25 protein-coding genes are annotated in these 23211 nt (G+C 63.3%); 9 read left to right on the forward strand and 16 right to left on the reverse strand.

The features are described from left to right. Positions 1-46: 46 nt before the first annotated feature. Positions 47-1261 (forward strand): MFS transporter, encoded by a 1215-nt coding sequence (locus tag K7W03_RS03810; RefSeq protein ID WP_222885616.1) that lies wholly within the window; start codon positions 47-49, stop codon positions 1259-1261. A 3-nt stretch (positions 1262-1264) separates the two neighbouring features. Here K7W03_RS03810 and K7W03_RS03815 read toward each other — a convergent pair whose 3' ends face one another. Next, positions 1265-2356 (reverse strand): patatin-like phospholipase family protein, encoded by a 1092-nt coding sequence (locus tag K7W03_RS03815; RefSeq protein ID WP_222885617.1) that lies wholly within the window; start codon positions 2354-2356, stop codon positions 1265-1267. 33 nt (positions 2357-2389) lie between these two features. Next, on the reverse strand, positions 2390-3580 hold the full coding sequence (locus K7W03_RS03820) for an NAD(P)/FAD-dependent oxidoreductase (protein WP_222885618.1): 1191 nt from the start codon (positions 3578-3580) through the stop codon (positions 2390-2392). Between the two features lie 359 nt (positions 3581-3939). Between K7W03_RS03820 and K7W03_RS03825 the strand changes: the two genes are divergently transcribed. After that, positions 3940-4125: a hypothetical protein gene (locus K7W03_RS03825; RefSeq protein ID WP_048576642.1), complete on the forward strand. Its 186-nt coding sequence runs from the start codon at positions 3940-3942 to the stop codon at positions 4123-4125. Next, positions 4115-4801 carry a sigma-70 family RNA polymerase sigma factor gene (locus K7W03_RS03830; protein WP_222885619.1) on the forward strand — a complete coding sequence of 229 codons (687 nt, stop codon included), beginning with the start codon at positions 4115-4117 and terminating at the stop codon, positions 4799-4801. Before K7W03_RS03825 ends, K7W03_RS03830 begins: the two co-directional genes overlap by 11 nt. 16 nt (positions 4802-4817) lie before the next feature. On the opposite strand, the gene K7W03_RS03835 is transcribed toward K7W03_RS03830, so the two are convergent. From K7W03_RS03835 to K7W03_RS03880, 10 genes are all read right to left on the reverse strand, one after another. Beyond that, positions 4818-5066 (reverse strand): hypothetical protein, encoded by a 249-nt coding sequence (locus K7W03_RS03835; RefSeq protein ID WP_222885620.1) that lies wholly within the window; start codon positions 5064-5066, stop codon positions 4818-4820. An 80-nt stretch (positions 5067-5146) separates the two neighbouring features. Next, a complete protein-coding gene (locus K7W03_RS03840; RefSeq protein ID WP_222885621.1) occupies positions 5147-5644 on the reverse strand; it encodes a hypothetical protein in 498 nt (165 codons plus the stop codon). Between the two features lie 243 nt (positions 5645-5887). Further along, complete coding sequence (locus tag K7W03_RS28190; protein WP_222885622.1) at positions 5888-6541, reverse strand: DUF2059 domain-containing protein; 654 nt, start codon at positions 6539-6541, stop codon at positions 5888-5890. Between the two features lie 29 nt (positions 6542-6570). Then, positions 6571-7155 (reverse strand): glycine zipper 2TM domain-containing protein, encoded by a 585-nt coding sequence (locus K7W03_RS03850; protein ID WP_226869672.1) that lies wholly within the window; start codon positions 7153-7155, stop codon positions 6571-6573. A gap of 398 nt (positions 7156-7553) precedes the next feature. Continuing rightward, positions 7554-8129, reverse strand: coding sequence for an NUDIX domain-containing protein (locus K7W03_RS03855; protein ID WP_226869673.1), 576 nt, complete (start codon positions 8127-8129; stop codon positions 7554-7556). Beyond that, positions 8071-8490 (reverse strand): secondary thiamine-phosphate synthase enzyme YjbQ, encoded by a 420-nt coding sequence (locus K7W03_RS03860; RefSeq protein WP_169572558.1) that lies wholly within the window; start codon positions 8488-8490, stop codon positions 8071-8073. Before K7W03_RS03860 ends, K7W03_RS03855 begins: the two co-directional genes overlap by 59 nt. A 562-nt stretch (positions 8491-9052) precedes the next feature. Beyond that, positions 9053-9409, reverse strand: a complete 357-nt coding sequence (locus K7W03_RS03865) for a carboxymuconolactone decarboxylase family protein (protein ID WP_169572560.1) — start codon at positions 9407-9409, stop codon at positions 9053-9055. 17 nt (positions 9410-9426) lie between these two features. After that, a complete protein-coding gene (locus K7W03_RS03870) occupies positions 9427-10698 on the reverse strand; it encodes a TolC family outer membrane protein (protein WP_222885623.1) in 1272 nt (423 codons plus the stop codon). Then, positions 10695-10898 carry a DUF2892 domain-containing protein gene (locus K7W03_RS03875; RefSeq protein ID WP_169572564.1) on the reverse strand — a complete coding sequence of 68 codons (204 nt, stop codon included), beginning with the start codon at positions 10896-10898 and terminating at the stop codon, positions 10695-10697. The genes K7W03_RS03870 and K7W03_RS03875 overlap by 4 nt, the downstream gene beginning before the upstream one ends. Before the next feature lie 26 nt (positions 10899-10924). Next, the gene (locus K7W03_RS03880; protein WP_222885624.1) at positions 10925-12205 is read right to left on the reverse strand and encodes an NAD(P)/FAD-dependent oxidoreductase; all 1281 of its coding nucleotides are present in this window, start codon (positions 12203-12205) and stop codon (positions 10925-10927) included. Between the two features lie 87 nt (positions 12206-12292). Between K7W03_RS03880 and K7W03_RS03885 the strand changes: the two genes are divergently transcribed. The 6 genes from K7W03_RS03885 to K7W03_RS03910 all read left to right on the forward strand — a co-directional run bounded on the left by K7W03_RS03885 (position 12293) and on the right by K7W03_RS03910 (position 19427). Beyond that, positions 12293-12634 carry a rhodanese-like domain-containing protein gene (locus K7W03_RS03885; protein WP_048576679.1) on the forward strand — a complete coding sequence of 114 codons (342 nt, stop codon included), beginning with the start codon at positions 12293-12295 and terminating at the stop codon, positions 12632-12634. A gap of 26 nt (positions 12635-12660) precedes the next feature. Then, positions 12661-13683 (forward strand): efflux RND transporter periplasmic adaptor subunit, encoded by a 1023-nt coding sequence (locus K7W03_RS03890; RefSeq protein ID WP_222885625.1) that lies wholly within the window; start codon positions 12661-12663, stop codon positions 13681-13683. Further along, on the forward strand, positions 13680-16898 hold the full coding sequence (locus tag K7W03_RS03895) for an efflux RND transporter permease subunit (RefSeq protein WP_222885626.1): 3219 nt from the start codon (positions 13680-13682) through the stop codon (positions 16896-16898). Before K7W03_RS03890 ends, K7W03_RS03895 begins: the two co-directional genes overlap by 4 nt. Then, positions 16895-17218, forward strand: coding sequence for an ArsR/SmtB family transcription factor (locus K7W03_RS03900; protein ID WP_226869674.1), 324 nt, complete (start codon positions 16895-16897; stop codon positions 17216-17218). The genes K7W03_RS03895 and K7W03_RS03900 overlap by 4 nt, the downstream gene beginning before the upstream one ends. Before the next feature lie 353 nt (positions 17219-17571). Continuing rightward, complete coding sequence (locus K7W03_RS03905; RefSeq protein ID WP_222885627.1) at positions 17572-19065, forward strand: catalase; 1494 nt, start codon at positions 17572-17574, stop codon at positions 19063-19065. Between the two features lie 44 nt (positions 19066-19109). Next, positions 19110-19427 carry a hypothetical protein gene (locus K7W03_RS03910; RefSeq protein ID WP_222885628.1) on the forward strand — a complete coding sequence of 106 codons (318 nt, stop codon included), beginning with the start codon at positions 19110-19112 and terminating at the stop codon, positions 19425-19427. A 307-nt stretch (positions 19428-19734) separates the two neighbouring features. On the opposite strand, the gene K7W03_RS03915 is transcribed toward K7W03_RS03910, so the two are convergent. From K7W03_RS03915 to K7W03_RS03930, 4 genes are read right to left on the reverse strand one after another with little or no spacing between them, the layout of a single operon-like run. Then, positions 19735-20208 carry a Dps family protein gene (locus K7W03_RS03915; RefSeq protein ID WP_222885629.1) on the reverse strand — a complete coding sequence of 158 codons (474 nt, stop codon included), beginning with the start codon at positions 20206-20208 and terminating at the stop codon, positions 19735-19737. 52 nt (positions 20209-20260) lie between these two features. After that, entirely contained in the window at positions 20261-20371 is a 111-nt protein-coding gene (cydX, locus tag K7W03_RS03920; protein WP_043151041.1) for a cytochrome bd-I oxidase subunit CydX, read from the reverse strand. A gap of 17 nt (positions 20372-20388) precedes the next feature. Beyond that, positions 20389-21537, reverse strand: a complete 1149-nt coding sequence (cydB, locus tag K7W03_RS03925; RefSeq protein ID WP_222885630.1) for a cytochrome d ubiquinol oxidase subunit II — start codon at positions 21535-21537, stop codon at positions 20389-20391. Between the two features lie 11 nt (positions 21538-21548). Next, on the reverse strand, positions 21549-23123 hold the full coding sequence (locus K7W03_RS03930; protein ID WP_222885658.1) for a cytochrome ubiquinol oxidase subunit I: 1575 nt from the start codon (positions 23121-23123) through the stop codon (positions 21549-21551). Between the last annotated feature and the right edge of the window lie 88 nt (positions 23124-23211).

Below are 23211 nucleotides of genomic sequence, written 5' to 3' on the forward strand. Positions count from 1 at the left end.
GCGGCGCGATCATTCCCAACCGGTTTTGCCGGCGTCCCTCCCCATCGTGGCTGAATCGCCTCCCGCCCGCGCCCTGTCACGCGCGATGCCGTCGGGTGTCTGGATGCTGGGTTTCGTCAGCATGTTCATGGATATTTCTTCGGAGATGATCCACGCGTTGCTGCCGGTCTTTCTTGTGACCACGCTTGGTGCGTCCGCGCTGACCCTCGGCGTGATCGAGGGCATCGCGGAAGCCATCGCCAATGTGACCAAGCTTTTTTCAGGCGGGCTGTCGGACTGGCTCGGCCGGCGCAAGCTGCTGACGACGGTGGGTTACGGTCTCGCCGCCCTGACCAAGCCCGTTTTCCCGCTCGCCGCGACGATCGGCTGGGTGGTCGCGGCGCGCTTTATCGACCGGATCGGCAAGGGCGTGCGCGACGCGCCCCGCGACGCCCTCATCGCCGACATTGCGCCGCCTGACCTGCGCGGCGCGAGCTTTGGCCTGCGTCAATCGCTCGATACGGTGGGCGCCGTCGTCGGCCCGCTTGCCGCAATCGCGCTCATGGCGCTCAGCTCCGACAATATTCGCCTGGTATTCTGGATCGCCGTAGTCCCGGCTCTTGCCTCGCTCGGGATCATGATCTTCGGCGTCCGCGAGCCGCCGCAACACCATGCCGAGGGGAAGGAGAGACTCCGGCTGTCGGATGCCGGTCTCATGCCGGTCGCCTTCTGGATGGCGACGGGCATCGCGATCATCTTCACCTTCGCACGGTTTTCCGAGGCCTTTCTCATCCTGCGCGCCCAGCATACGGGCCTGCCGCTTGCCTTTGTCCCGAGCGTGATGGTGGTGATGAACATCGTCTACGCCGGCTCGGCATATCCGGCGGGCGTGCTGTCCGACCGCATCGGCCGGACAGGTCTTCTCGCTATAGGCATCGCCTGCCTGATTGGCGCCGATCTCATTCTCGCCTTCGGCACGACGGTCGCCGGCGTCATGCTGGGCGTGCTATTCTGGGGCCTGCACATGGGGCTGACCCAGGGGCTCTTCGCCAGCCTCGTGGCCGATACGGCGCCTGCGCGGTTGCGCGGGACGGGCTTCGGCATCTTCAGCTTTGCTCAGGGGATCTCCATGCTGGTCGCGAGCGTCGTCGCGGGTGGCCTTTGGGACGGATACGGGCCGAAACTAACATTTGCCGCCGGCTCCTGTTTCGCTGCGATCGCGCTGATCACACTCCTCCTGTGGCGCTGGCGGATCGGCAAGAACGCGGTGGGGTCCATGTAGCCATCATGGCCGTGCGGGATCCGCGGAAGGCGCGCGCGCCTGGCCGAGTATTCCTTTTGCGACCGCATAGCCTTCGGACCGGCTGGCCTCGATCGCCACATCCGAAAAATCATAGTCGCCCGAGGAATGCTCGTCCGATTGGCCGGTCCGCACGAACCGGGTGATCCTCGTCGGCGCGCCGTCCCCCATGAGCTGGATATAATCGGGCAGATGCTTGACCCGGGCCGCGCTGGCGGGATCGACATAGCTGAGAACATGGTCAATGAGCCTGCGATAGCTGTCGACCGTCTCCCGGTAGTGCAGATCGCTCCGCACCCGCTCGGAATAAACGATCTCGTCGCGCCGGGCCAGAACCTCGATCATGTTGGAGGGAAGCGCCCGCTGTCCCGAATAAAGGTCGACGATGAAGACCCGCTTGCCGTCCGGGCCGCAGCGGTCGACGACGAGATCGAGCGGCGAGTTGCTGATAATGCCGCCATCCCAATAGGCCTTGCCGTCGATCACCGTCCACGGGAAGCCTGGCGGCAAGCTGCCGCTCGCCACGATATGGTCCGGCGTGAGGTCATCGACATAGCTGTCGAAGACCTCGAGTTCTGCGGTCGCCACGTTGACGGCGCTGATCAGCAGGCGCACCGGGCTCGTCTTGAGCGCGGCGAAGTCGACATGTTTCGCAATCAGCTGGCGCATGGGCGTCGTGTCATAATAGCTTGTCCAGGCCACGGGCCATTCCAGCGGGGTGAACGGTGGCAGCCACCTCGCCCTGAAGAAATTCGGCACGCCGCACGTCAGGATCTGGGCCGCGGCCACCGTCTGCCGGAAAATTGCGGGCGAGAGCGTCGGGGTTAGCACGGCCAGTTCGTTCCAGAAGGCTTCCAGGGCCTGCGTCGCCTGCCGGGGATTGCTGGCAATGACGGCGCCATTGAACGCGCCGATCGAAACACCCGCGACGATGTCCGGGAAAAGCTGCTCTTCCTCCAGGGCCTTGACGACCCCGCATTCGAACGCGCCCAGCGCGCCGCCGCCCTGCAGGATCAGCGCGGTCTGCGTCGGGATCTGATCGAGCGCAAAATCCGCCTCCGGCAGGCGCTCCTTCACCGAGCCGAAGTTGACCCGATAACGGATGAGCCCTTAGGCAACACGTGTCTCGTCGGCGGGTCGTCCGGTCGAGAACAGCGCGCGCGGCACGTCGCCCTTGAGATAGAACATCGCGAATGAGCCGTCGTCCAGCGAGCCCCGGGTGATCCATTCGTCGACTTCCTCGGTCGCGCCCAGCACGTTGAAGCCGATGTCGCCGACCTCGCAGAAGAAATAGGAGACTTCGTCATATCTCAGGCGTCGGCCCAGCATGTTTCGCGCTGCGAGGCGCGCCTGCTTTATGGCATTGTCCCAATGCTCGATATGGCGCCGGCGCGCGAAGACGGGATCGTAGAAGCTCGTGACGTCTCCTGCGGCGAAGACATTGGGCACGCTCGCTCGCAGCAGCGCGTCGATGGCGATATAGCCGTCTTCCAGCGCAATCCCGCTGCCTTCCAGAAAACCGCTGGTGGGCGCGACGCCGATACTGACCACGACCAGATCGCACGTTATCCGTCGGCCGGCGCTCGTTTCGATTTCTTCGACCGTCTCGCTCCCGTGAAACGCCACAGCGGTGTCATTCAGCACCACCGCAGCGCCCTGGTTCTTCGCACGGCGTTCGAAATGGGCCGAAAGGTCCGACGCCTCGAGATGGGGAAGGAGCACGCTTCCGCGCTCGAGGATGGTGACGTCGAGCCCACGTGCCACCAGCGACATGGCGATTTCCATGCCGAGAAAGCTGGCGCCGATGACGACTGCGTGCTTGGCCGTCCCGGCGGCTTCGCGGATGGCGTCCGTGTCGGCCTTGGTCCGTAGCGTGTGAACGCCCGCGAGCGCCTCTCCCGGAACCCCGAGCAACTTCGGCGTCGCTCCCGTGGCGATCAGAAGCTTGCCATAGGCGATTCTTTCGCCTGCCGCGGTCCGCACGATCTGTCTGACGGTGTCCACGCCGACCACCGGGCTGTTGAGCCGCAGTTCGATGTCACGCTCGTCGTAGAAACCTTTCGGATGGACGAAGATCCGTTCCTCGTCTTCACGTTCGGGCAGCAACTGCTTGGACAAAGGCGGGCGATGATAGGGCGGTAAATCGTCCGCCGATAATATGAGAACAGAGCCGCTCGCACCCTCGGCGCGCAGCGTCTCGGCTGCGGTCGCGCTCGCCACGCCGCCGCCGACGATGAGAAAGTCGATGTGCCGCGGTTCACTGGGGAGGCTGTCGTTGGCTTTCGCGGTCTCTGTCGTCACAGCTGCTCCCAGTTTCGAGTCGGTTCATGTGCGGACATCGCCGGCCGGTTCTTTGCGGCGGCCCAAGAGCATAAGAAGGAGATCGAAGGTCTGCGGGCAATGCGCAAAAGTCCTTAGATTTCCGGCGAGGGGCGGTTGGAAGCGTTGGGGGAACGGATGGTCATGCGTGAATCATTGTCATCTGCGGCAACGACCAAGGGCCGAGCCGCCGTCGCGGTTTCGTAAACTTACGTATGCCCGCACCATCATGCCCGGGCTAACTTCTTGTTCGAAATCGCGGATCACCTGCCCTGTGCCGGTGCCCACCTTCAACAATAGCTGGGATGCAGTGTCCTGGTGGATGATGTCAGGATGGAAATATGGCTTGGGTCGCCAGGTTGCTGCTGATCATACCCGCGCTGATCGCGGGCTGGTTCGTGTCGAAAGAAGATCCCCGCTTCTGGGTCGTGGCCATGGCTATAGCCCTCGTGTTCCTGGCGTTGACCTGCCTCGTCGCCTTTTATGTGCCGCCAGTGCGCCTGTGGCCGCGCCGTCGTGGACGGTGAGGTCGTCAATCGGCCGTCGATAACCAATGTCGTCGACACAAAGAATGATGTCGCAAGCAACTCCGAAGGTAGAGCGAAATCCATGACCCCGGGAGAATTCGACTGTGCGACACGGGCATCACTACCAGCGCTCACCCGTTATGCGCGACGGCTCACCAATGGCGCCGACGGAGCCGAGGATCTGGTGCAGGAGGCATTGTCGCGAGCATGGAAAGCGCGCGAGCGCTTCGAAACCGGAAGCAACTTCAAGGCATGGACCTTCACGATCCTGCGCAACCTCTTCCTCTCACATGTGCGGCGCGAGCGCAGGAAGGTCGATTGGAACGATCTCGCGATGCATAGCTTGCCGGTTTCGCCACCGGATCAGGAGATTGGCCTTCTGCGCGAGGAGTTCGGCCAGGCTCTGGCAGCGCTCTCCGAATCCAACCGGCAGGCGCTGCTTGCCGTGGTCGAGGACCAACTCGCCTATGAGGCCGCTGCCGAACAATGCGGCGTATCACTGGCAGTTCTGAAAAGCCGGGTTCACAGGGCACGGATTGCCATGCTCGCCTATCTTGGCGGGACGCATCGATCCCAACTCCAGAAATCTTCACCCCCCTATATTCATCGCGGCTTTGTCAGCCCTCCCGATGCGAGGCGATTGCCGAACAAGATATCGTTCTGCCGGGCGGCTTGAGCATGGAGGCGCTTGGTCACCAAGTCGCCTTCCTGTGGATGTCAACGTACGTGGCGACCATAGCCTCATCATAGTTGCGCTGAATGGCATCCGCACGTTGCTTCTCTGCAGCGAGCATCGCCGCACCCTGTCGGTTGAGAATGCGCACCTGACGGCGTTCGATCTCCTCCTTCTCGTCGGTCACGCCATCGACCGAAACGCTCGAGTCGATCTCCACTGTCTGGATGGCTGCGTTCGCTCCGGCAGGTTCCTTCGAAAAAGCCATCCCGGGCGTCTGGGCGACGAGGTGAGCGCCGCTGGTCCCTGCGACCAGCATGGCCCGCGAAGAGTCGAGCGGGTTTCTTCTCAGGTATCGCCAGCTGACCTTGTCTGACCTATATCAGCCTGGTCCGTAAGGGCGACGGGCCAAGGACATAAGATCGTCGAAGCGGCTGGGAGCAGCGACTCACTCGTTGCCCCATTGAGCCAAGCCCGCCGCCAGTCCTCGCAGGCCGTCCTGCTCCGCTCCATCGTCTCCAGCCGCCATTCCTCCACATCGGCGACGATATCATCCCATTGACCGCCGCGAACATCTGTCTGACTTTCAGCATTGGGCTGGAAAAGTCGCTGCATCACCGCATCCGATTCCGTGGAACATTCGATGCTAATCTTTTCGCTGATCTGGACGAAGCGTTCCCAGGCAGCACGCGCGATATCCGTCAGGACAAGGCCAAGCTGGAAGTTCAGCTGGCCAACACGGACGAACTCATCGACTGGCGAGGCCATCTTCATTTCCCGCTTGATATCAAAATCGATACGATATCGCCCGGTCGTGGGCGGCAGGCGAAACCCCGGATCCTGCATCGCGCCTGGCGCATTTCCACCGTTGCGCCACCGACCATCCGAGCATCTGCACAAATTGTACGATCCGGATCTTCATCATCGCTTCTGATTGATCTTTGACTAGCAAGCTTTGCACGTCCAGGTCTCTACGTGCTTTTCCGCAGGGCTCGATCTTTTCAGGGTGGTTCGGACCCGATTCGGCACGCCACCATTCGACATCCGGCCAGTTTCGCGAGACGCTCCCAGCGGGATCGCCGAACGTTCTCACAATGTCGGATGGGCAGAGGATGCCGCCGGCTCTTTCTTGCACCCACCCAAGCGGGCGCAGAATCGTCTTTGTGCATCGACAATGATCTCGGGAGTGACATCGCTCACCGCCTTCTCAAGTGCCGGAACCATGAGCGCGCGGCCCTTTTCGAGCCAGGCGCGACCGGCACTGCTCTCATAGAAGGCGTTAATTCCCGTCAACTCTTCCACTGTGAAGGCCGCCGCGCAACTCTCGCGAAGCCTTGAAAGGACGGGGGCCTTCGCAGCCACCATCGCCTCTCCCAATGAGTCGCGATAGGCGGAGATTGTATCTGTGTCGTCGGGGAAGGCGGCGGACAGCGTCCGGAAGGAGTCTTCGACCGCTTCGCGGATGTTGGCGTCCATGACCTGATCGAAGCCGGAGAGCGCAATCGAGCGGGTGCACAATACCCGACGCTGCGAAATGTCGTTCTCCGCAGCAGCGGCCTGGGCCGGAGAAATCGCCGGAGAGAGGGAAGCAGCGAGTATCAGCGCGGAGCCAAGCCAGAGGCGGCTATAGGCGGAACATCCGGCACGAGCGCGAGTGTTGTGGGTCACGATGATGGCCTCTAACTTGCCATTCTGGACGGCGTCAGGGTTGCGAGATAGTCGATGCGGCTTGTCCACGGTCACGACTTCATGCTTCCCGTGGACAGGGCGTTTTACCGGCAGCGGATGTCGTTTTGCTCGATCGATCGGCCGGCAAGCGCGCCCAGCGCGCCGCCGATCAGCGTACCGGCGGTACGATGGCGACCGCCGTCGATGATGTTGCCGAGAATCCCGCCGCTCGCGGCTCCGATGATGAGACCGGTCGTCCCGTCACTCCGCTTGCAGTAATAGCGTCCATCGGATCCACGATAAACCTCGTCGCGGTCGGACAGGCGACGCTCACCATAACGGGGATCGTCCCTGTAGTAACGGGCCGCGTCATACTCCGTCGTGTAGGGATCGCTGCCGCGCCGACCGGTCGTGTCAGGATGATCGGCGCGTACGACGGCTTCATAACGATCGCGCTCCGCCTCGTAGCGGGCGACCTCCGCGCGATAGCGTTCCTGGGCGTCCGTCCATCGCCGCTGATCGACAGCGCTCTGTGCGAGCGCAGATCCGCAAACCAGGGGGAGGGCGGCGAGTGCAAGCGCGGAGAGTGCGATTTTCCATCCGCGCGCCCTTGAAGCGCTTCCCGGACAATTGATTATTGCCGCGTCGGATCGGGTGGGGCTCTCGTTCATGAGAGGAACCGGGGACATGACATTCTCCTCGTTCGGGCGGGATCTTCACCGAACGATTAAAGGGCACCATGCCGCCCCAGTATACGCAACATTACCGAACGATCAGGACTTGGCAGGTTTGACCAAAGCGGAAGGCAGCCAGTCGGGGTGCCCCGCCACAGAACGCATCGTCGCGTGGATATCAATGTCAAATGCCTGGACTCCTCTATAGATCTTTCGGTCCGGATACCATCGTCTCCCCCGGCCACCTCCTGCCTTAGTGCAGTCCCCACCCGAGCGCGCGGCCGCCACCTCCAGCCTCTCTCGTTAGCGTATCATCGATGCGAGTGACGACTTGTCGGCAGGGCTACTGAGCCACGGGAACGGTCCTCGTTCGATCATTTCCCGCTGTCGCCGGCTATTCCAGACGGCGCCGGTCACCGTTCCAACGGCGAAGCCGAACTATCGTCGCTCCGCAGATAATCTGCGAGCCAATCGAGCAGCGGACGCTGGCTTATGAGCATGCTGGGCGAGGCGCTGGAGAGAGCGAACCAGCGCGCTTCATCTATTTCCGGAAACGACTGCATCTTGCCGGATCGCGGCGGCCATTCCATTTCGAACAGATTGCTCTCCACGGCGTCGATATCGACCTGCTGCTCAAGAGCGAACGCCTCGACAGATTTGCCTCCCGCCTGCCTCAGTTGTCCAAGCCGATGGAGCTCGCCGGTAAGGCGGATGCCGAGTTCCTCCTCGACTTCGCGCCGCGCCGCAGCGGATGCTTCCTCGCCCGGCTCGATCAAGCCCTTGGGAATCTGCCATGACCCAGCATCCTGGTTACGCCAGAAAGGCCCGCCTGGATGGACAAGCAGAACCTCAACCTCCGCACCGCGGCGCCTGTACAGCAGAACTCCCGCGCTCATCGGTGCCATGACGCTGCCTCTCGGACGACTGCGCTCATGCGCCAAGCAGATGCACCGCGACGGTGCGGCGATGTGGCCGTCGCCGGTGTTCAAACAGATAGATGCCCTGCCATGTGCCGAGCGCCAGGCGCCCATCGATCAGCGGGATGGAAAGCTGCACCTGCGTCAACGCAGTCCGCAGGTGCGCTGGCATGTCGTCCAAACCTTCATCGTCATGCACATATGCTGACGGATCTTCCGGTGCGATCCGCGCGAAATAGGCCTCGAGATCGACGCGTACCTCGGGCGCCGCATTTTCCTGGATCAGCAGTGATGCCGAGGTGTGGCGGCAGAACAGGGTGAGCAGCCCCTGCCGAAATCCCGCTTCAGCGACCCAGTCGGTTACGTGCCGTGTGATCTCGACGAGCCCCTGCCGCCGCGTCGAGAATTCGAGAATGGTCGCGACCTGCTTCACGGGCCGACATTGGCACCGCAGCCGTGCATACGCACCCCCTTGATGCGGCTGTAGGGCAAATTCGACGGACCGGCGGGTGCCTGCACATCTTCCCCAGCCATGTACGGCACGATCCACCCTGCGCGTCAGCTAGGTGGGCGGCGACCGATAGGTTCAGCAGCAGGTGGTCGATCCGAGCCCGCCGCGTTCGTGCATTCGTGTTCCCAAAATAGTCCATAGGCTGTGAGACGTCTCGCCAGGATGGATCATGCGCGGGCATTGGTCCGGGGCTTGCTCCAGCAGGATATAGCGGATGCTGAAGCAGGATCGCCGGGAAGCCCGCGCCGAAGCGCGTGGATCGATAGGGCTGGCATGAACCGATCGATCACGGATCGAATTGGATCGAAGAACAGGCGCTGTTGGTCCAGCTCTATAAGGCGACTCGGGCGCGTCCCCGTTGATGCATTGCTCCGAAGAATCGACCGAAGGCGCAGCTTCGTTCGCAGTATGATGTCCAAGCGGCCAGATGGCGGCAGCTGACCCCTAAAGCGTAAGGAGGGACGGGAAGGTCGCCCGATGGACACTATGAGCCCGGTGCCTTATCCGCGAACTGGTCGAAGGCCTCCACCGCTTGCGCCGCGTACATCAGGCTCGGACCTGCACCCATGTAGAGCGCCATGCCCATCACCTCCATGATCTCCTGGCGCGTGGCGCCATTCTTGACGGCCGCCTGCGAGTGGAAGGCGACGCATCCGTCGCAGCGGATCGCAACCGAGATGGCGAGCGCGATCAATTCCTTGGTCTTGGTGTCGAGAGCACCCGCTTCGGTCGCGGCGCGCGCCATCGCCGAGAAGGCCTTCATTACCTCTGGAGTGCCCAGGCGCACTTCCTTGATCGCCCCGGTCAATTCCGAGGCCATAGCTGGCCAGTCCTTGTGCATTTTCTTTCCTCCAGGCTTCAAAGGCGTCCGAGCAGCGCTGCAACCCGATAGGCTGCGACGATTCGGTCGGTGCGAGCGCGGGTGGCCCCCGCTTCGGCGGCAATCGCTTCGCGCTCGGCGTCGAGCAGATCAAGTTGCGGCTTCATACCCACCCGCACCTCGTGACGGACGCTCTCGAGCGCCTGCGCGGCCGAGGCGGCCTGTTCGGTCGCGGCCTGCTCGACGAGTTGCGCCGTCCGCACCTCCTGGAAGGCCGATATGACCTGCTCCTCGACCTGCATGCTGGCGGCGCGCATCCGCGCGTCGGCGGCGCGGACTTCGCTGCTCGCTTCGGCAACCTTGCCCGACACGCGACCGCCACTGAACAGCTCCCAGCGAGCCCGGACACCGACGGTCGCGCTGTCCGCGCGATAATCGGGAAAAAACTGGTCGCGCACCGTTCCGGCTTCGGCAAAAGCCCCGACAGTGGGCAATCGTTCGGCGCGCGCGCCACGGGACGCCGCCTGCGCCGCGCGCAGGCGGGCCTGGGCCTGGACGACCAGGGGGTTGCTGCGCATCGCCTCCTCCATCGCCTCGTCGAGCGTCGCGGGCAGCGGCGGATTGGCGGGCAAGGGCTGCAAATCGATGGGCTCAAGGCCGGTCAGGTTGGTGAAATGCGCGCGAGCCGAGACCTGCATGCCCTGCGCCCGGGCCAGACCCGCGCGCGCTTCGGCCAAGCGCGCACCAGCCTGCGCGACGTCCGTGCTGGGACTTTCACCGGCTCGATAGCGCAGTCGCGCCTGGCGCTCGATCTCGGTCGTCTCGGCGAGCAGCCGCTCATAAAGAGCCAGCATGTGCGCCGCTGTCAGGACGTCGCCATAAGCCTGGGTCACCGCCGTGGCGAGTTGCGCGCGCGCGCCGCTTTGCCCGGCCTCGGCGCCTGCAATCCCTGCGCGCGCCCGATCGATGCCCGCGCCGACCCGTCCGCCGGTGAAGAGCGGCTGCTCGACCGTCACCTGGGCCGCGCGCGGGGTTACATTGGCGGCGCCCAGCCCGAAAAAGCTCTGGGGATCGAGGCGACCATAACCGATCGTCCCGCTCAGCGTTGCGGTCGGAAGCTGTCCCGACCGCGCCTGATCGAGCCGCGCCTTGGCCGCGTCGGTCTCCGCATCCGCGACCACGATTTCGGGTGCATGCCGCATCGCCGCCGCAATCGCTTCATCAAGCGTCGTGGCGTTGGCCGCCGTGTTCGCCAGCAGCGAAGCGGCAAACCACAGCGTCAGGCGAGCGACCCGGCGGGATCGGTTCATTTGAAGGCGGTCCCCGGTCGGACGCCCATCGCCTTGAAGACGGTCGCGGCGGGGCAGAAACCAGTGAAGCCAGCCTGGATCATGTTGAGGCCGGCAAAAGCGGTCAGCGCGATCCACCAGGGATGAACCAGATAGGCCAGAACGATGCCCAGAAGGACGACACAGCCTGCAAATATCATGACGGCGCGATCGAGAGTCATTGTCGGATTCCCTTCCTGAAGTGAGATCACATCCGCAGCTTGCGGATGCCCATGACCTGGAGCGCCAACTTCTCGTAGAAGGGCTCGCTCTCGCCCTTGCGCACCTTGCGCAGGAAATATTTCTCGAAGCCGATCTTGGCGAGATGGACCCATTTGCCGCTCGCCGCCCAGTTGACGTTGCGTGGCGGGATCTGCGGCTGCGCGACGAAGGCGACACCGCCGTCGCCGAAATCGGCCAGGCAGACGGCGTTCCAGGTCGCTTCGGCGGTCGGCTCCTTGCCGTCCAGGATCATGGCGAGGTTCGCGGCAATCGCGGTCACCATGCTTTCGATCATGAAGCCGGTCTTGGGCACGCCGACCGGCACCGGCGTCGGGCCGGTAGGCGGGATGGCCACGCAGACGCCGAGCGCGAAGATTTCGGGAAAGGCCGGGTTGCGCTGGTGCTTGTCGACCAGGATGAACCCGCGCGGATTGGTGAGCCCGGCAATGTCGCGAACGGCCGGCACGCCCCGGAACGCGGGGAGCATCATCGAGAAACTGAACGGCAGATCGTGGGTCCTGGCGACCGCGCCGCCCTCGGCGATCTCCTCGACATGCATCAAGCCGGCATCGATCTTGGCGACGCGCGCATTGGTGATCCACTTGATGTGCCGCTCGCGCATCTCGCTTTCGAGCAAGGACTTGGTGTCGCCGACGCCATCGAGGCCGAGATGGCCGATATAGGGCTCGGCGGTGACGAACGTCATCGGCACCTTGTCGCGAATTTTGCGGCGGCGCAGCTCAGTGTCGAGGATCAGGGCAAACTCATAGGCCGGACCATAGCAGGAGGCGCCCTGGACGGCGCCTACCACGATGGGCCCGGGGTTTTCGACGAAGCGATCGAAGGCTTCTGCCGCCGCGGACGCATGAGCCGTCTGGCAGATCGAAACAGTATGACCGCCGTGCGGCCCCAGCCCTTCGATTTCATCGAACGCTAAATCAGGCCCGGTTGAAATTACAAGATAATCGTAATTGATTGACGTGCCGTCATTAAACTCCAGCCGCTTTTCCGAAGCATGGAGACGCTTCGCGCCGACCGCCGTGAAGCCGATCTTTTTCTTCGCGAAGATGGGCGGAAGGTGTACCTGAATCGCCTCGGGCTCGCGCCAGCGGACCGCGACCCATGGGTTGGAAGGCACGAAAGAGTAGGTTTCCGAGTCGGATACCATCATCACCTCGGCGCGCGCCTTTACTGCCGCGTTGATTTCATAGGCGGCGATGGTGCCGCCCAGTCCGGCGCCCAGCACCACGATCTTCGGCTTGTCCATGACTTCCTCTCGCACCTCTCAAGAACTGGCTTGACGGAATATAAGGATTACACGATATATGCAATAAGCAAATTAACGGAGAATCTCATGTTTGGTTTCGGAAAGTCAAAATCGCATCGTGAGTTGCAGCCCCTGGAACTCAAGAGCATGCTCGCGGACGGTTCCGCGCTGCTCATCGATGTGCGCGAGCCGGACGAATTCGCAGCGGGCCACATCGCTGGCGCAGTGAACATCCCTTTGTCGACCTTTTCACCGCGTAATGTTCCGGATGCAGCCGGGCGAACGGTCGTGCTTCAATGTGCGGGTGGCAAACGCTCCGGCATGGCGCTGGACCGTTGCGCGCAGGCGCAGACGGCGATCGACACGCATCTGGGCGGCGGCATCGGCGCATGGAAAAACGCCGGTCTGCCGATCGTCAGCGGCAAATAAGAGCGAAAGGGTGGGGGATGCGCAGGATGACAAACTGGGTCTGGCTTGCGAGCGCATCGCTCGCCTTGGCTTCCTGCGGCGGCAAGGAAGAAGCCGAGCCAGCCTCCGCGACGCTCCCCGCCGGTGAGTCGCTGAAGCTTGCGGCAAGCGACATCGCCGACATGAAGGCGGTCGGCGCCGAGATCACAACGCGCGATTCCGCCGAGGCGCTCGCCCGGATATCCGGGACACTTGTCAGTCTTTCGGTCCGCGAAGGCGATATGGTCGAAAAGGGCCAGCGCATCGGCATGATCGTCGATGCCCGCCTGGGCTATGAGACTAGCGCTTATGGCGCGCAGATCGCCGCCGCGCAGGCCGAGGCGGCGCGCGCGCGCGGCGACCTCGCCCGCGTCCAGGATCTCTACAACAACAAGGTTTATGCCAAGGCGCGCCTTGACCAAGCGGTCGCCCTATCGCGCGCCGCTGACGCCCAGGTCGCAGCCGCACGCGCGCAGCAAGGCGCAAGCGCCAGCGTCGCCGGGCAAGGCGCGATCCTTGCGCCGGCCACCGGCCGGGTGCTGCGTGCCGACATCCCGGCCGGATCGGTCGTCGCGTCGGGCATGTCGGTGGCGACGATCACCGCCGGTCCGCCGCTGCTGCGGCTCGAGCTGCCGGAATCGCTTGCCGGGCAGGTGCGCAGCGGCGCGCAAATCCTGGTGGCTGACGGCGATCTGCCCGACGGGTCGCGTCAGGGCCGAGTGACGCAGGTTTATCCCGCTGTCACCGGGGGCCGGGTGCGGGTCGATGCGACCGTGCCTGGCCTTTCGACACAGCTTGTGGGGCGGCGCGTCGGTGTCTCGATCGAAGTGGGTAGGCGCGGTGCCCTCGTGGTGCCGCGCCGCTTCGTCTCGACGCGCTACGGCATCGACCAGGTCGATGTCGTGACGGCCGACCGCCGGGTGAGCGCCGTGCCCGTGCAGGTTGCGCCCACCGCCAACCCCGACAGGATCGAGATTCTGAGCGGCGTCGCGGCCGGGGACACGCTCTTCCTGGCGGGCGCACGCAAATGAACCTCGGCATCTCCGGTCGCCTGACCCGCGCCACCATCATGTCGCCGCTGACGCCGCTCTTCCTGATGGCGGCGATCGCGGTCGGGCTGCTCGCCATCTTCTCGATTCCCCGCGAGGAGGAGCCGCAGATCAGCGTGCCGATGGTCGACATCCAGGTGATGGCGCCTGGCCTCGCTGCTGCCGACGCCGTCGAACTGGTCGGCATTCCGCTCGAGACCATCGTGAAGAGCGTCGATGGCGTTGAGCATGTCTATACCCAAGCCGAAGATGATGGCGTGATGGTGACGGCGCGCTTCCTGGTAGGATCGGACCCCGAGGACGCCGCGACCCGTATCGACGAGAAGCTGCGCGCCAATTGGGATCGAATCCCGGTGGGCATTCCCGACCCCAAAGTCACGGTGCGCGGGATCAACGACGTCCCCGCAATCGTGCTCACACTCACGCCCAAGCCGGGGGCCGCTGGGCAATGGAGCGACCAGGCGCTCCACGATCTTGCCACCAAGTTGCGCACCGAGATCGCCAAGGTCGACAATGTCGGCCTGACCTTCCTGACCGGCGGCCGTCCCGACGAGATCCGGATCGCACCGGACCCGGCCAGGCTCAACCAGTATGGCGTGCCGCTCGGCAGCGTCATCGAAGCGGCCGGCCAGGCCAATCGCAGTTTTCCGGCCGGCAGCATTCGCGAGGGCGGCAAGGCGGTTTCCGTCACCGCCGGCCGCACTTTGTCCTCCGCGCAGGAAGTGGGTATGCTCACCGTCCGCTCGGCGCGCGGCGCGCCGGTCTATCTGCGCGACGTTGCCGCCGTCACCCAGGGACCACGCGAGGACCAGTCCCGCGCCTGGCGCTGGGCGCGAATGGGCAACCAATGGTCGAGCGCGCCTGCTGTCAGCATCGCCATCGCCAAGCGGTCGGGTGCCAACGCGGTTGTCGTCTCTGACGCCGTGCTGTCCAGGATCGAAAGCCTCAAGGGCAAGCTCATCCCCGCCGGGGTCGATGTCGCGGTCACGCGCAACTATGGCGCGACCGCGAACGAGAAGGCCAATGAGCTGCTGTTCCATCTGGCGCTCGCGACCGTCTCCATCGTCGTCCTGATCGGCTTTGCCATCGGCTGGCGCGAGGCCGGCGTGACCGCTGTCGTCATCCCCACGACGATCCTGCTCACCATGTTCGCCTCGAACCTCATGGGCTACACGATCAACCGCGTCAGCCTGTTCGCGCTGATCTTCTCGATCGGCATCCTGGTCGACGATGCCATCGTCATGATCGAGAATATCGCCCGCCATTGGGCGATGCCGGACGATCGAACCCGGACGCAGGCCGCGATCGAGGCCGTGGCCGAGGTTGGCAATCCGACCGTGGTGGCAACCCTCACCGTGGTCGCCGCCTTGCTGCCGATGCTGTTCGTCTCCGGCCTCATGGGCCCCTACATGGCGCCGATCCCGGTCAACGCCTCCGCGGCGATGGTCTTTTCCTTTTTTGTTGCGGTCGTGATCGCGCCCTGGCTGATGGTTCGCTTCGCGCGCAAGGCGCTGACGGACGGAACGGCGCATGCCGGCCACGCACATGACCAGAGCGGCGGCAAGCTCGGCCGGCTCTATGCCCGCGTCGCCCACCGCGTGATCGACAGCCGTGCCTCGGCGCGCAATTTCCTGATCGCGGTCGGCATCGCCACGCTGCTCGCCTGCTCGATGTTCTATTTCAAGGCCGTGACCGTGAAGTTGCTGCCCTTCGACAACAAGTCGGAGCTCCAGGTGGTGGTCGATATGCCCGAAGGCACGAGCCTGGAGGCGACCGGCCGGACACTTGAGGATGTGGCGACCGTGGCGCGCAGGCTGCCCGAGGCAACCGCCATGGAAGCCTATGTCGGGACGTCCGCGCCGTTCAATTTCAACGGTCTCGTCCGCCACTATTTCCTGCGCAACAAGCCGGAGATGGGCGACGTGATGGTCGCCTTGTTGCCCAAAGGCGAGCGCGACCGGTCCAGCCACCAGATCGCCCTTGTCCTGCGCGAACAGCTCAAGGCGCTGAAACTGCCTGATGGGGCGTCGGTCAAGGTGGTCGAGACACCGCCAGGGCCGCCCGTGCTCGCGACCCTGCTGGCTGAGATCTATGGTCCCGATGCACAGACCCGGCAGCGCACCGCGACCGAACTGGAAAAGATCTTCCGTTCGGTCCCCTATATCGTCGATGTCGACAACAGCTTCGGCCAGCCTCGACCCAAACTGCGCCTGGTCCCGCAGCGGGACCGCATCGATTATTATGGGCTCTCCGAGCGTCAAGTCGCCGACAGCATCGGCGCGCTGATGGGCAGCCAGACGGTCGGCTATGCGCCGCGCGGCCAAGGCCGCACGCCATTGCCGATCACCATCGCCTTGCCGCAATCGGCACGAGGATGGTCGCAGACGCTGGCCAGCACGCCGGTCGCGGCAACGCCGGGCGGCGCGCTGATCGAGCTGGGCGCAATCGTGGATGCGCGCAACGAACAGGGCAGCCTGGCGATTTTCCGGCGCGACGGCCGCTTCGCCGACATGGTCACGGCCGAACTCGCCGGCGACTATGAGGCGCCGATCTATGGCATGCTCGCTGTCGACAAGGCGGTCGATGCCTATGACTGGGCGTCCAAAGGCCTCGCCAAGCCGACCATACGCCTCAACGGCCAGCCCGAAGATGAAGCCGTCACCTCGCTGCTATGGGACGGCGAGTGGGAAATCACCTGGGTTACCTTCCGCGACATGGGCGCGGCGTTCATGGTCGCACTGCTCGCCATCTACATCCTTGTCGTCGCCCAGTTCCGCAGTTTTAGGCTGCCGCTGGTGATCCTGACGCCGGTGCCGCTGACGCTGGTCGGCATCGTCATCGGGCACATGCTGTTTTCGGCGCCCTTCACCGCTACGTCGATGATCGGCTTCATCGCGCTCGCCGGCATCATCGTGCGCAATTCGATACTGCTGGTCGATTTCATCCGACACACCGCGACACCCGGCAAGCCGCTGCGCGACGTGCTGATCGAGGCGGGCGCGATCCGGTTCAAGCCGATCGTGCTGACGGCCGGGGCGGCGATGATCGGCGCGGCCGTGATCCTCACCGACCCAATCTTCCAGGGTCTTGCAATCTCGTTGCTTTTCGGCCTTGCTTCTTCGACCCTGCTCACCGTTCTCGTCATCCCGGCGATCTATGTCGTGCTGCGGGATGACGGGAAAAGCGCGACACGATGATGGCCTGGAGTGCTGCCGCCGAAATGCTCTGCGAGCGTGCGACGGAAGTCGCCGACCTGCTCAAGCTGGTGGCCAATGAGCAAAGACTGCTGCTGCTGTGCCGCCTGCGCGAGGGCGAAGCTTCGGTGGGCGAACTGGTGGGATTGTGCGGCCTGTCCCAATCCAGCGTTTCCCAGCATCTGGGGAAGATGCGCGAGGGCGGCCTGGTGCAAACCCGCCGTGAAGCGACCACGATCTACTATAGCATGGCAAACCCCCATGTGGATGCGCTGATGGAATTCCTGTGCTGCCGTTTCGGGCGAACGGAAGAGCACATATGAGAAATGGATAGGCGGCCGTCGCGGTGCCCCCGGAAAGTTCTACCCATGGGATCCGGCACCTACAGACCTGTTCCGCACCGTCGCGACGCAATTCGAACGGTGCTATTGCATGCTATCGATATTGTCATGCGCGAAGCAGCTCGCCCGACATTATGGTTATACAGAATTCACGAGACCATCGGCACGTGTCCGTGCGGCACTATCTCGCTCCACTCGACGTAGCGAAACGCGCCTACCGTCACGAGTTCTGGCGTCCGGCGACGGTCGTTGCTTCAGCATAAGGGCCTCTACGGATATCGGCAAAGGAGGATAGCGCCGAGACAGGAAACACTGATTTCTGCTGGAGAAGTGCAATGACCGACCGGGAAGATGAGCGCGGGTCCACGATGAGCACAGGTGCTCCGGCGCTGAGCGATCGCAACTCGCTGACGGTTGGTCCGGATGGCCCGATTCTACTTCAGGATGTCCATTTTCTCGAGCAAATGGCGCACTTCAACCGCGAAAAGGTCCCAGAACGGCAGCCGCATGCCAAAGGTTCGGGCGCTTTCGGCATATTCGCAATGACCAAGGACGTTTCCGCCTACACCAGGGCTGCCCTGTTCCAGCCGGGCGCGACCACTGAGATGCTCGCGCGCTTTTCTACAGTGGCCGGCGAGGCCGGCAGTCCCGACACCTGGCGCGATGTGCGTGGCTTCTCGCTTAAATTCTACACCGACGAAGGCAATTACGATCTGGTCGGCAACAACACGCCGATATTCTTCATTCGCGACGCAATGAAGTTCCCACACTTCATCCGCAGTCAAAAGCGCTTGCCGGATTCGGGCCTGCGCGACAATCACATGCAGTGGGATTTCTGGACCAGTAATCCGGAATCCGCCCATCAGGTGACCTATCTCATGGGCGAACGCGGTCTGCCCCGCACCTGGCGCCACATGAACGGCTACGGCTCCCACACCTATATGTGGATCAACGCCGCAGGCGAGAAATTCTGGGTGAAATATCACTTTCACACCAATCAGGGCATGGCCTTCTTTACCAGTGCCGAAGCCGCGACGATGGCGGGCGCCGATGCGGATTTCCATCGTCGCGACCTGTTTGAAGCTATCGCGCGCGGCGAGCATCCCAGTTGGTCGCTCTCGGTCCAGGTCATGCCCTATGCAGATGCCAGCGGCTACCGGATCAACCCGTTCGATCTGACCAAGACCTGGTCGCATGCGGATTATCCGCTGATCCCGGTGGGCACGATGACGCTCAATCGCAATCCGGAGAATTTCTTCGCCCAGATCGAGCAGGCGGCGTTCTCACCAGGAAACACGGTGCCGGGCATCGGCCTGTCGCCCGACAAGATGCTGCTCGGCCGGGCGTTCGCCTACAACGACGCGCAGCGTAACCGCATCGGCACCAACTTTCACCAGCTGCCGGTCAACCAGCCGAAGGTAGCGGTTAACACCTATATGTTCGACGGCCACATGGCCTATCATCACAGCGGTAGCGCTCCGGTGTACGCGCCCAACAGCGGCGGCAGAAGCTGGGCGGACGAAACAGGATCTGTCGCGGACGGCTGGGAGGCCGATGGCCGCATGGTTCGCAGCGCCTATACGCTGCGCGCCGAGGACGATGACTTCACGCAAGCCGGGGTCATGGTTCGCGATGTGTTCGACGACGAACAGCGGACGAAGCTGGTCGATCAGGTCGCGGGCAGTCTGCTCGGCGGCGTTCGCTCGCCGGTTCTCGAGCGGGCGTTCGAATATTGGAAGAGCATAGATGCCGATGTCGGCCGCCGGATCGAGGAAACCGTCCGCGGCGGCGGTGCGTCGAAGCCAGCGGAAGGCATGGGCGAGGGCTGATCGCAGCTATCAGCGCAACACCGTCCGGGCAAGGAGGCAATATCATGGTGAGCACGACAGGACCCGCGTCTGTGGATATGGACCAGGCGCTCCTTGATCCGGGATCGATCTTTGCGGACCCTGAAGAGCTTCTCTTGCAAGAGGATCTTTCGCGGGAAGAGAAGATCGATCTGCTCCGGCGCTGGGAATATGACGCAAGCGAGACCTGCGTCGCCCTGGAAGAAGGGATGCCCGGCGACGAGAGCGACCTGTTGCGGCGTATTCTGCTGGCACTCGATCATCTCATGGCCGGCATCGACGTGGAGCATGTCGGTCCGACCAAGCAACATGGCTTCGCCATTTCGGTCATCACATCCACATAGAAGTGGGGGCAATCCTCGAAAGCCGTTCGCGGGCATCGCAGAGCGCAATGTCGAGCGCTACAGGACACGCCGCGCTCACATGTAGCCCGAACATGCGTTGCTCACCCTGCGCCATCGTCGCGGTCGCTCACGGCTACTTCCTTTTCCGAGACCTGCCATATTCGCCCCGGAATTTCTCCGTGACGAGATCAAATGAAGCATGTCGATCAGCCGATGGGACGGAGCCCGTCGGAATTTGGATCGCGGCGGCCAGCTTGCTGCTGACTCTGGGATAGACAGATGCAGGATCTGTTACGAAACCGCACCCTCAATCTTCGAGCAGGGCGCGCAACATCCAGGCCGCCTGCTCATGCACGCCGATCCGCTGGGTCAGGAGGTCGGCCGTCGGTTCGTCGCTGGCAGCCTCGACGACAGGATAGAGGCTCCGCGCGGTTCGCGCCGTCGCTTCATGGCCTTGCGCCAGGATGGCGACCATCTCGAGCGCCTTGGGGGGCGTCGCCGGAGCGTCGGGAAGCGAACTCAGCTTGGCATATTGGCCGTAGGAGCCCGGGGCGGGATGACCCAGTGACCGGATGCGCTCGGCGATCGGGTCCACCGCATTCCACAGTTCGGTATATTGCGCCATGAACATCGTGTGCAGGCTGTTGAACATCGGCCCGGTGACGTTCCAGTGGAAATTATGCGTGGTCAGGTACAGCGTATAGGTGTCCGCGAGCAGGTGGCTGAGGCCGTCGCTGATCGCTGCACGATCCGTATCACTGATGCCGATGTTGAGGCTCATGACTATCTTCCGATCTTCGCTGGAAATGCTGTTCGTGTTTCTTGCTCGCGCGTTACGCCGTCATGTCTTCGTCGGGGTCGGTATGAAATTCGTGCCAGAGCCCGTTCAGGACGCCGAAGGCGACGGCCAGGCCGAGACCCAATATCCAGCTGAAATACCACATGGTCCATGTCCTTCAGATCAATAGAAGTCCGGGTTGGTGCCAACGTCCTTGAGCGTGATCCGCCCGAACAGCACCTTGTAGACCCAAGCAGTGTAGAGCAGCACGACCGGCAGGAAGACCAGCGTCACCAGCAGCATGATGAACAGGGTCACATGGCTGGAGGACGCGTTCCAGACGGTCAGGCTGGAGGCCGGGTCGATCGAGCTGGGCAGGATGAAGGGGAACATCGACAAGCCGACCGTCGCGATGATGCCAAGCGTGCCGAGCGACGAGCCGCCGAAAGCCAGGACTTCGCGGCCGGTCCGGATTCCAGCCAGGGCAATCAGCGGCCCGGCAAATCCGAACACCGGCGCCACCAGCATCCAGGGATGAAGCGCATAATTGCTCATCCATGCGCCGGGCGCGGCAATCATCGCCATCAGATGCGGATTGGACGGCCCCATCGGATCGACTGCGCCTGTCATGCGGAACCCCATGCCACCGCGTGCCACGATCAGGCCGCCGATGGCGAAGAGCAGGACGGAAAGAATAGCCGCGATCTGCCCGAAACGCTTTGCGCGATCGTGCACCGCGCCCCGTTCGATCTCGATCGCCAGCCAGCTTGCGCCGTGCAGCACCAGCATCGCGACCGACAGCAGGCCGGCCAGCAAAGAGAAGGGATGGAACAGGCCGAGCAGGCTGCCTTCGTAGAAGGCGCGCAGGTCGCCATCCAGGCGGAAGGGAATGCCGGTCAACACATTGCCGACGGCCACGCCGAACACCAGCGCCGGCACGAACCCGCCGACGAACAAGGCCCAGTCCCAGCGACCGCGCCACGCCGCGTCGGGTTTCTTGGAGCGATATTTGAAGCCGACGGGACGCAGGATCAGCGCGGCGAGCACCAGGAACATGGCGAGGTAGAAGCCGGAGAAGCTCACCGCATAGACGAACGGCCAGGCCGCGAAGATCGCGCCGCCGCCCAGGATGAACCACACTTGGTTGCCTTCCCAGGTCGCGCCGATCGAGTTGATCACCATCCGCCGCTCGGCGTCGGTCTTCGCGACGAAAGGCAGCAGGGCGGCGACGCCCAGATCGAACCCGTCGGTCAGCGCGAACCCGATGAGCAAGATGCCCATCAGGCCCCACCAGATCAGGCGAAGCGTCTCATAGTCGATGGGAGGTGCCATGATCGCTCTCCTTATTCGGCGGGCAGCGGCATATAGCCGTGCCCCGATACAGCGGCGTCCGCCGGCTCGTCGATATGTTCGAGCGGCCCCTTGCGGATAGCCGCCAGCATCAGCCGGACCTCGATCACCGCCAGCGTACCGTAAAGCAGCGTGAAGCCTATGATGGTGGTCCACAACTGGCCGACCGTCAGGCTGGAGGCGCCCAGGAAAGTCGGCAGCACGCCCTCGATCGCCCAGGGCTGTCGCCCGATCTCGGCCAGCACCCAGCCGAACTCCGCGGCGAGCCAGGGAAGCGGGATGATCCAGACCGCAGCCCGCAAGAACCAGCGCGCATCGAAGCGGCGCACAGTCGAGAAGTAGAAGGCCGCGCCGAAGAAGGCGATGAAGAAGAAACCAAGCCCCGCCATCACCCGGAACACCCAGAACATGACGGGCACGTTTGGCACCGTGGACCATGCCGCCTGGACGACCTGGTTCGGCGTGGCTTTGCGCGGATCGGCGACAAAGCGCTTGAGCAGCATGGCATAGCCGAGATCGAGCTTGTGCCGCTCGAACTGTTCGCGCGCGACCATGTCGGTGCGATCGACCTTCAGCTTCTCGACCGCATCATAGGCCTGGATGCCATTTTCGATCCGACCCTGCGCCTTGGCGACAAGTTCCGTGATACCCTCAACCTGGCCGGTCAGGCTGCGCGTCGAGATCAGGCCCAGCACATAGGGGATCTTGATCTCATAGCGTGTGTCGCGCCCTTCGAGGCTGGGTATGCCGAAGATGGCGATGCCGGCAGGCGCGGGTTCGGTGTGCCACATGGCCTCCAGCGAGGCCAATTTCATCTTCTGGTTGTCCGTAAGTGCGTAGCCAGACTCATCGCCGAGCACGACGACCGAGAGCGACGATGCAAGACCGAAAGCGGCGGCGACGGTGAAGGAGCGCTTGGCGACGGCGACCCATTTGCCTTTCAGCAGATACCAGGCCGAAACCCCGAGCACGAAGACCGACGCCGTTACATAGCCGGCGCTTACCGTGTGAACGAACTTCGCCTGCGCCACCGGATTGAACAGCACCGCCATGAAGTCGGTTACTTCCATGCGCATCGTGTCCGGGTTGAAGCGCGAGCCGACGGGATGCTGCATCCAGCCATTGGCGATCAGGATCCACAGCGCGGAAAGATTCGATCCGAGCGCCACCATGAACGTGGTGAAGAGGTGCTGGCGCTTCGACAGCTTGTCCCAGCCGAAGAACATCAGGCCCACAAAGGTGGCTTCGAGGAAGAAGGCCATTAGGCCTTCGATCGCCAGCGGCGCACCAAAGATATCGCCGACATAATGGGAGAAATAGGACCAATTGGTGCCGAACTCGAATTCCATGGTGAGGCCCGTGGCGACGCCGAGTACGAAGTTGATCCCGAACAGCTTGGCCCAGAAACGAGTGACCGTCCGCCAGATTGGCCGGCCGGTCATCACATAGATGCTCTCCATGATCACCAGCATGAAGGACAAGCCGAGCGTCAGCGGCACGAACAGGAAGTGATAGAGCGCGGTCAGCGCAAACTGCAGGCGCGAAAGCTCGATTACTGCCATATCCACCATTGGCGGAACTCCTGTGCGGTCGGTTGCGGCATCCTGCCCACCGAGTCAGTCGCGATATTGATTAGTCATTAGGCGTAAGTATGTA

Origin of the sequence: Sphingobium sp. PNB (assembly GCF_019873065.1) — a bacterium.
In the GTDB taxonomy this organism is placed as follows: domain Bacteria; phylum Pseudomonadota; class Alphaproteobacteria; order Sphingomonadales; family Sphingomonadaceae; genus Sphingobium; species Sphingobium fuliginis.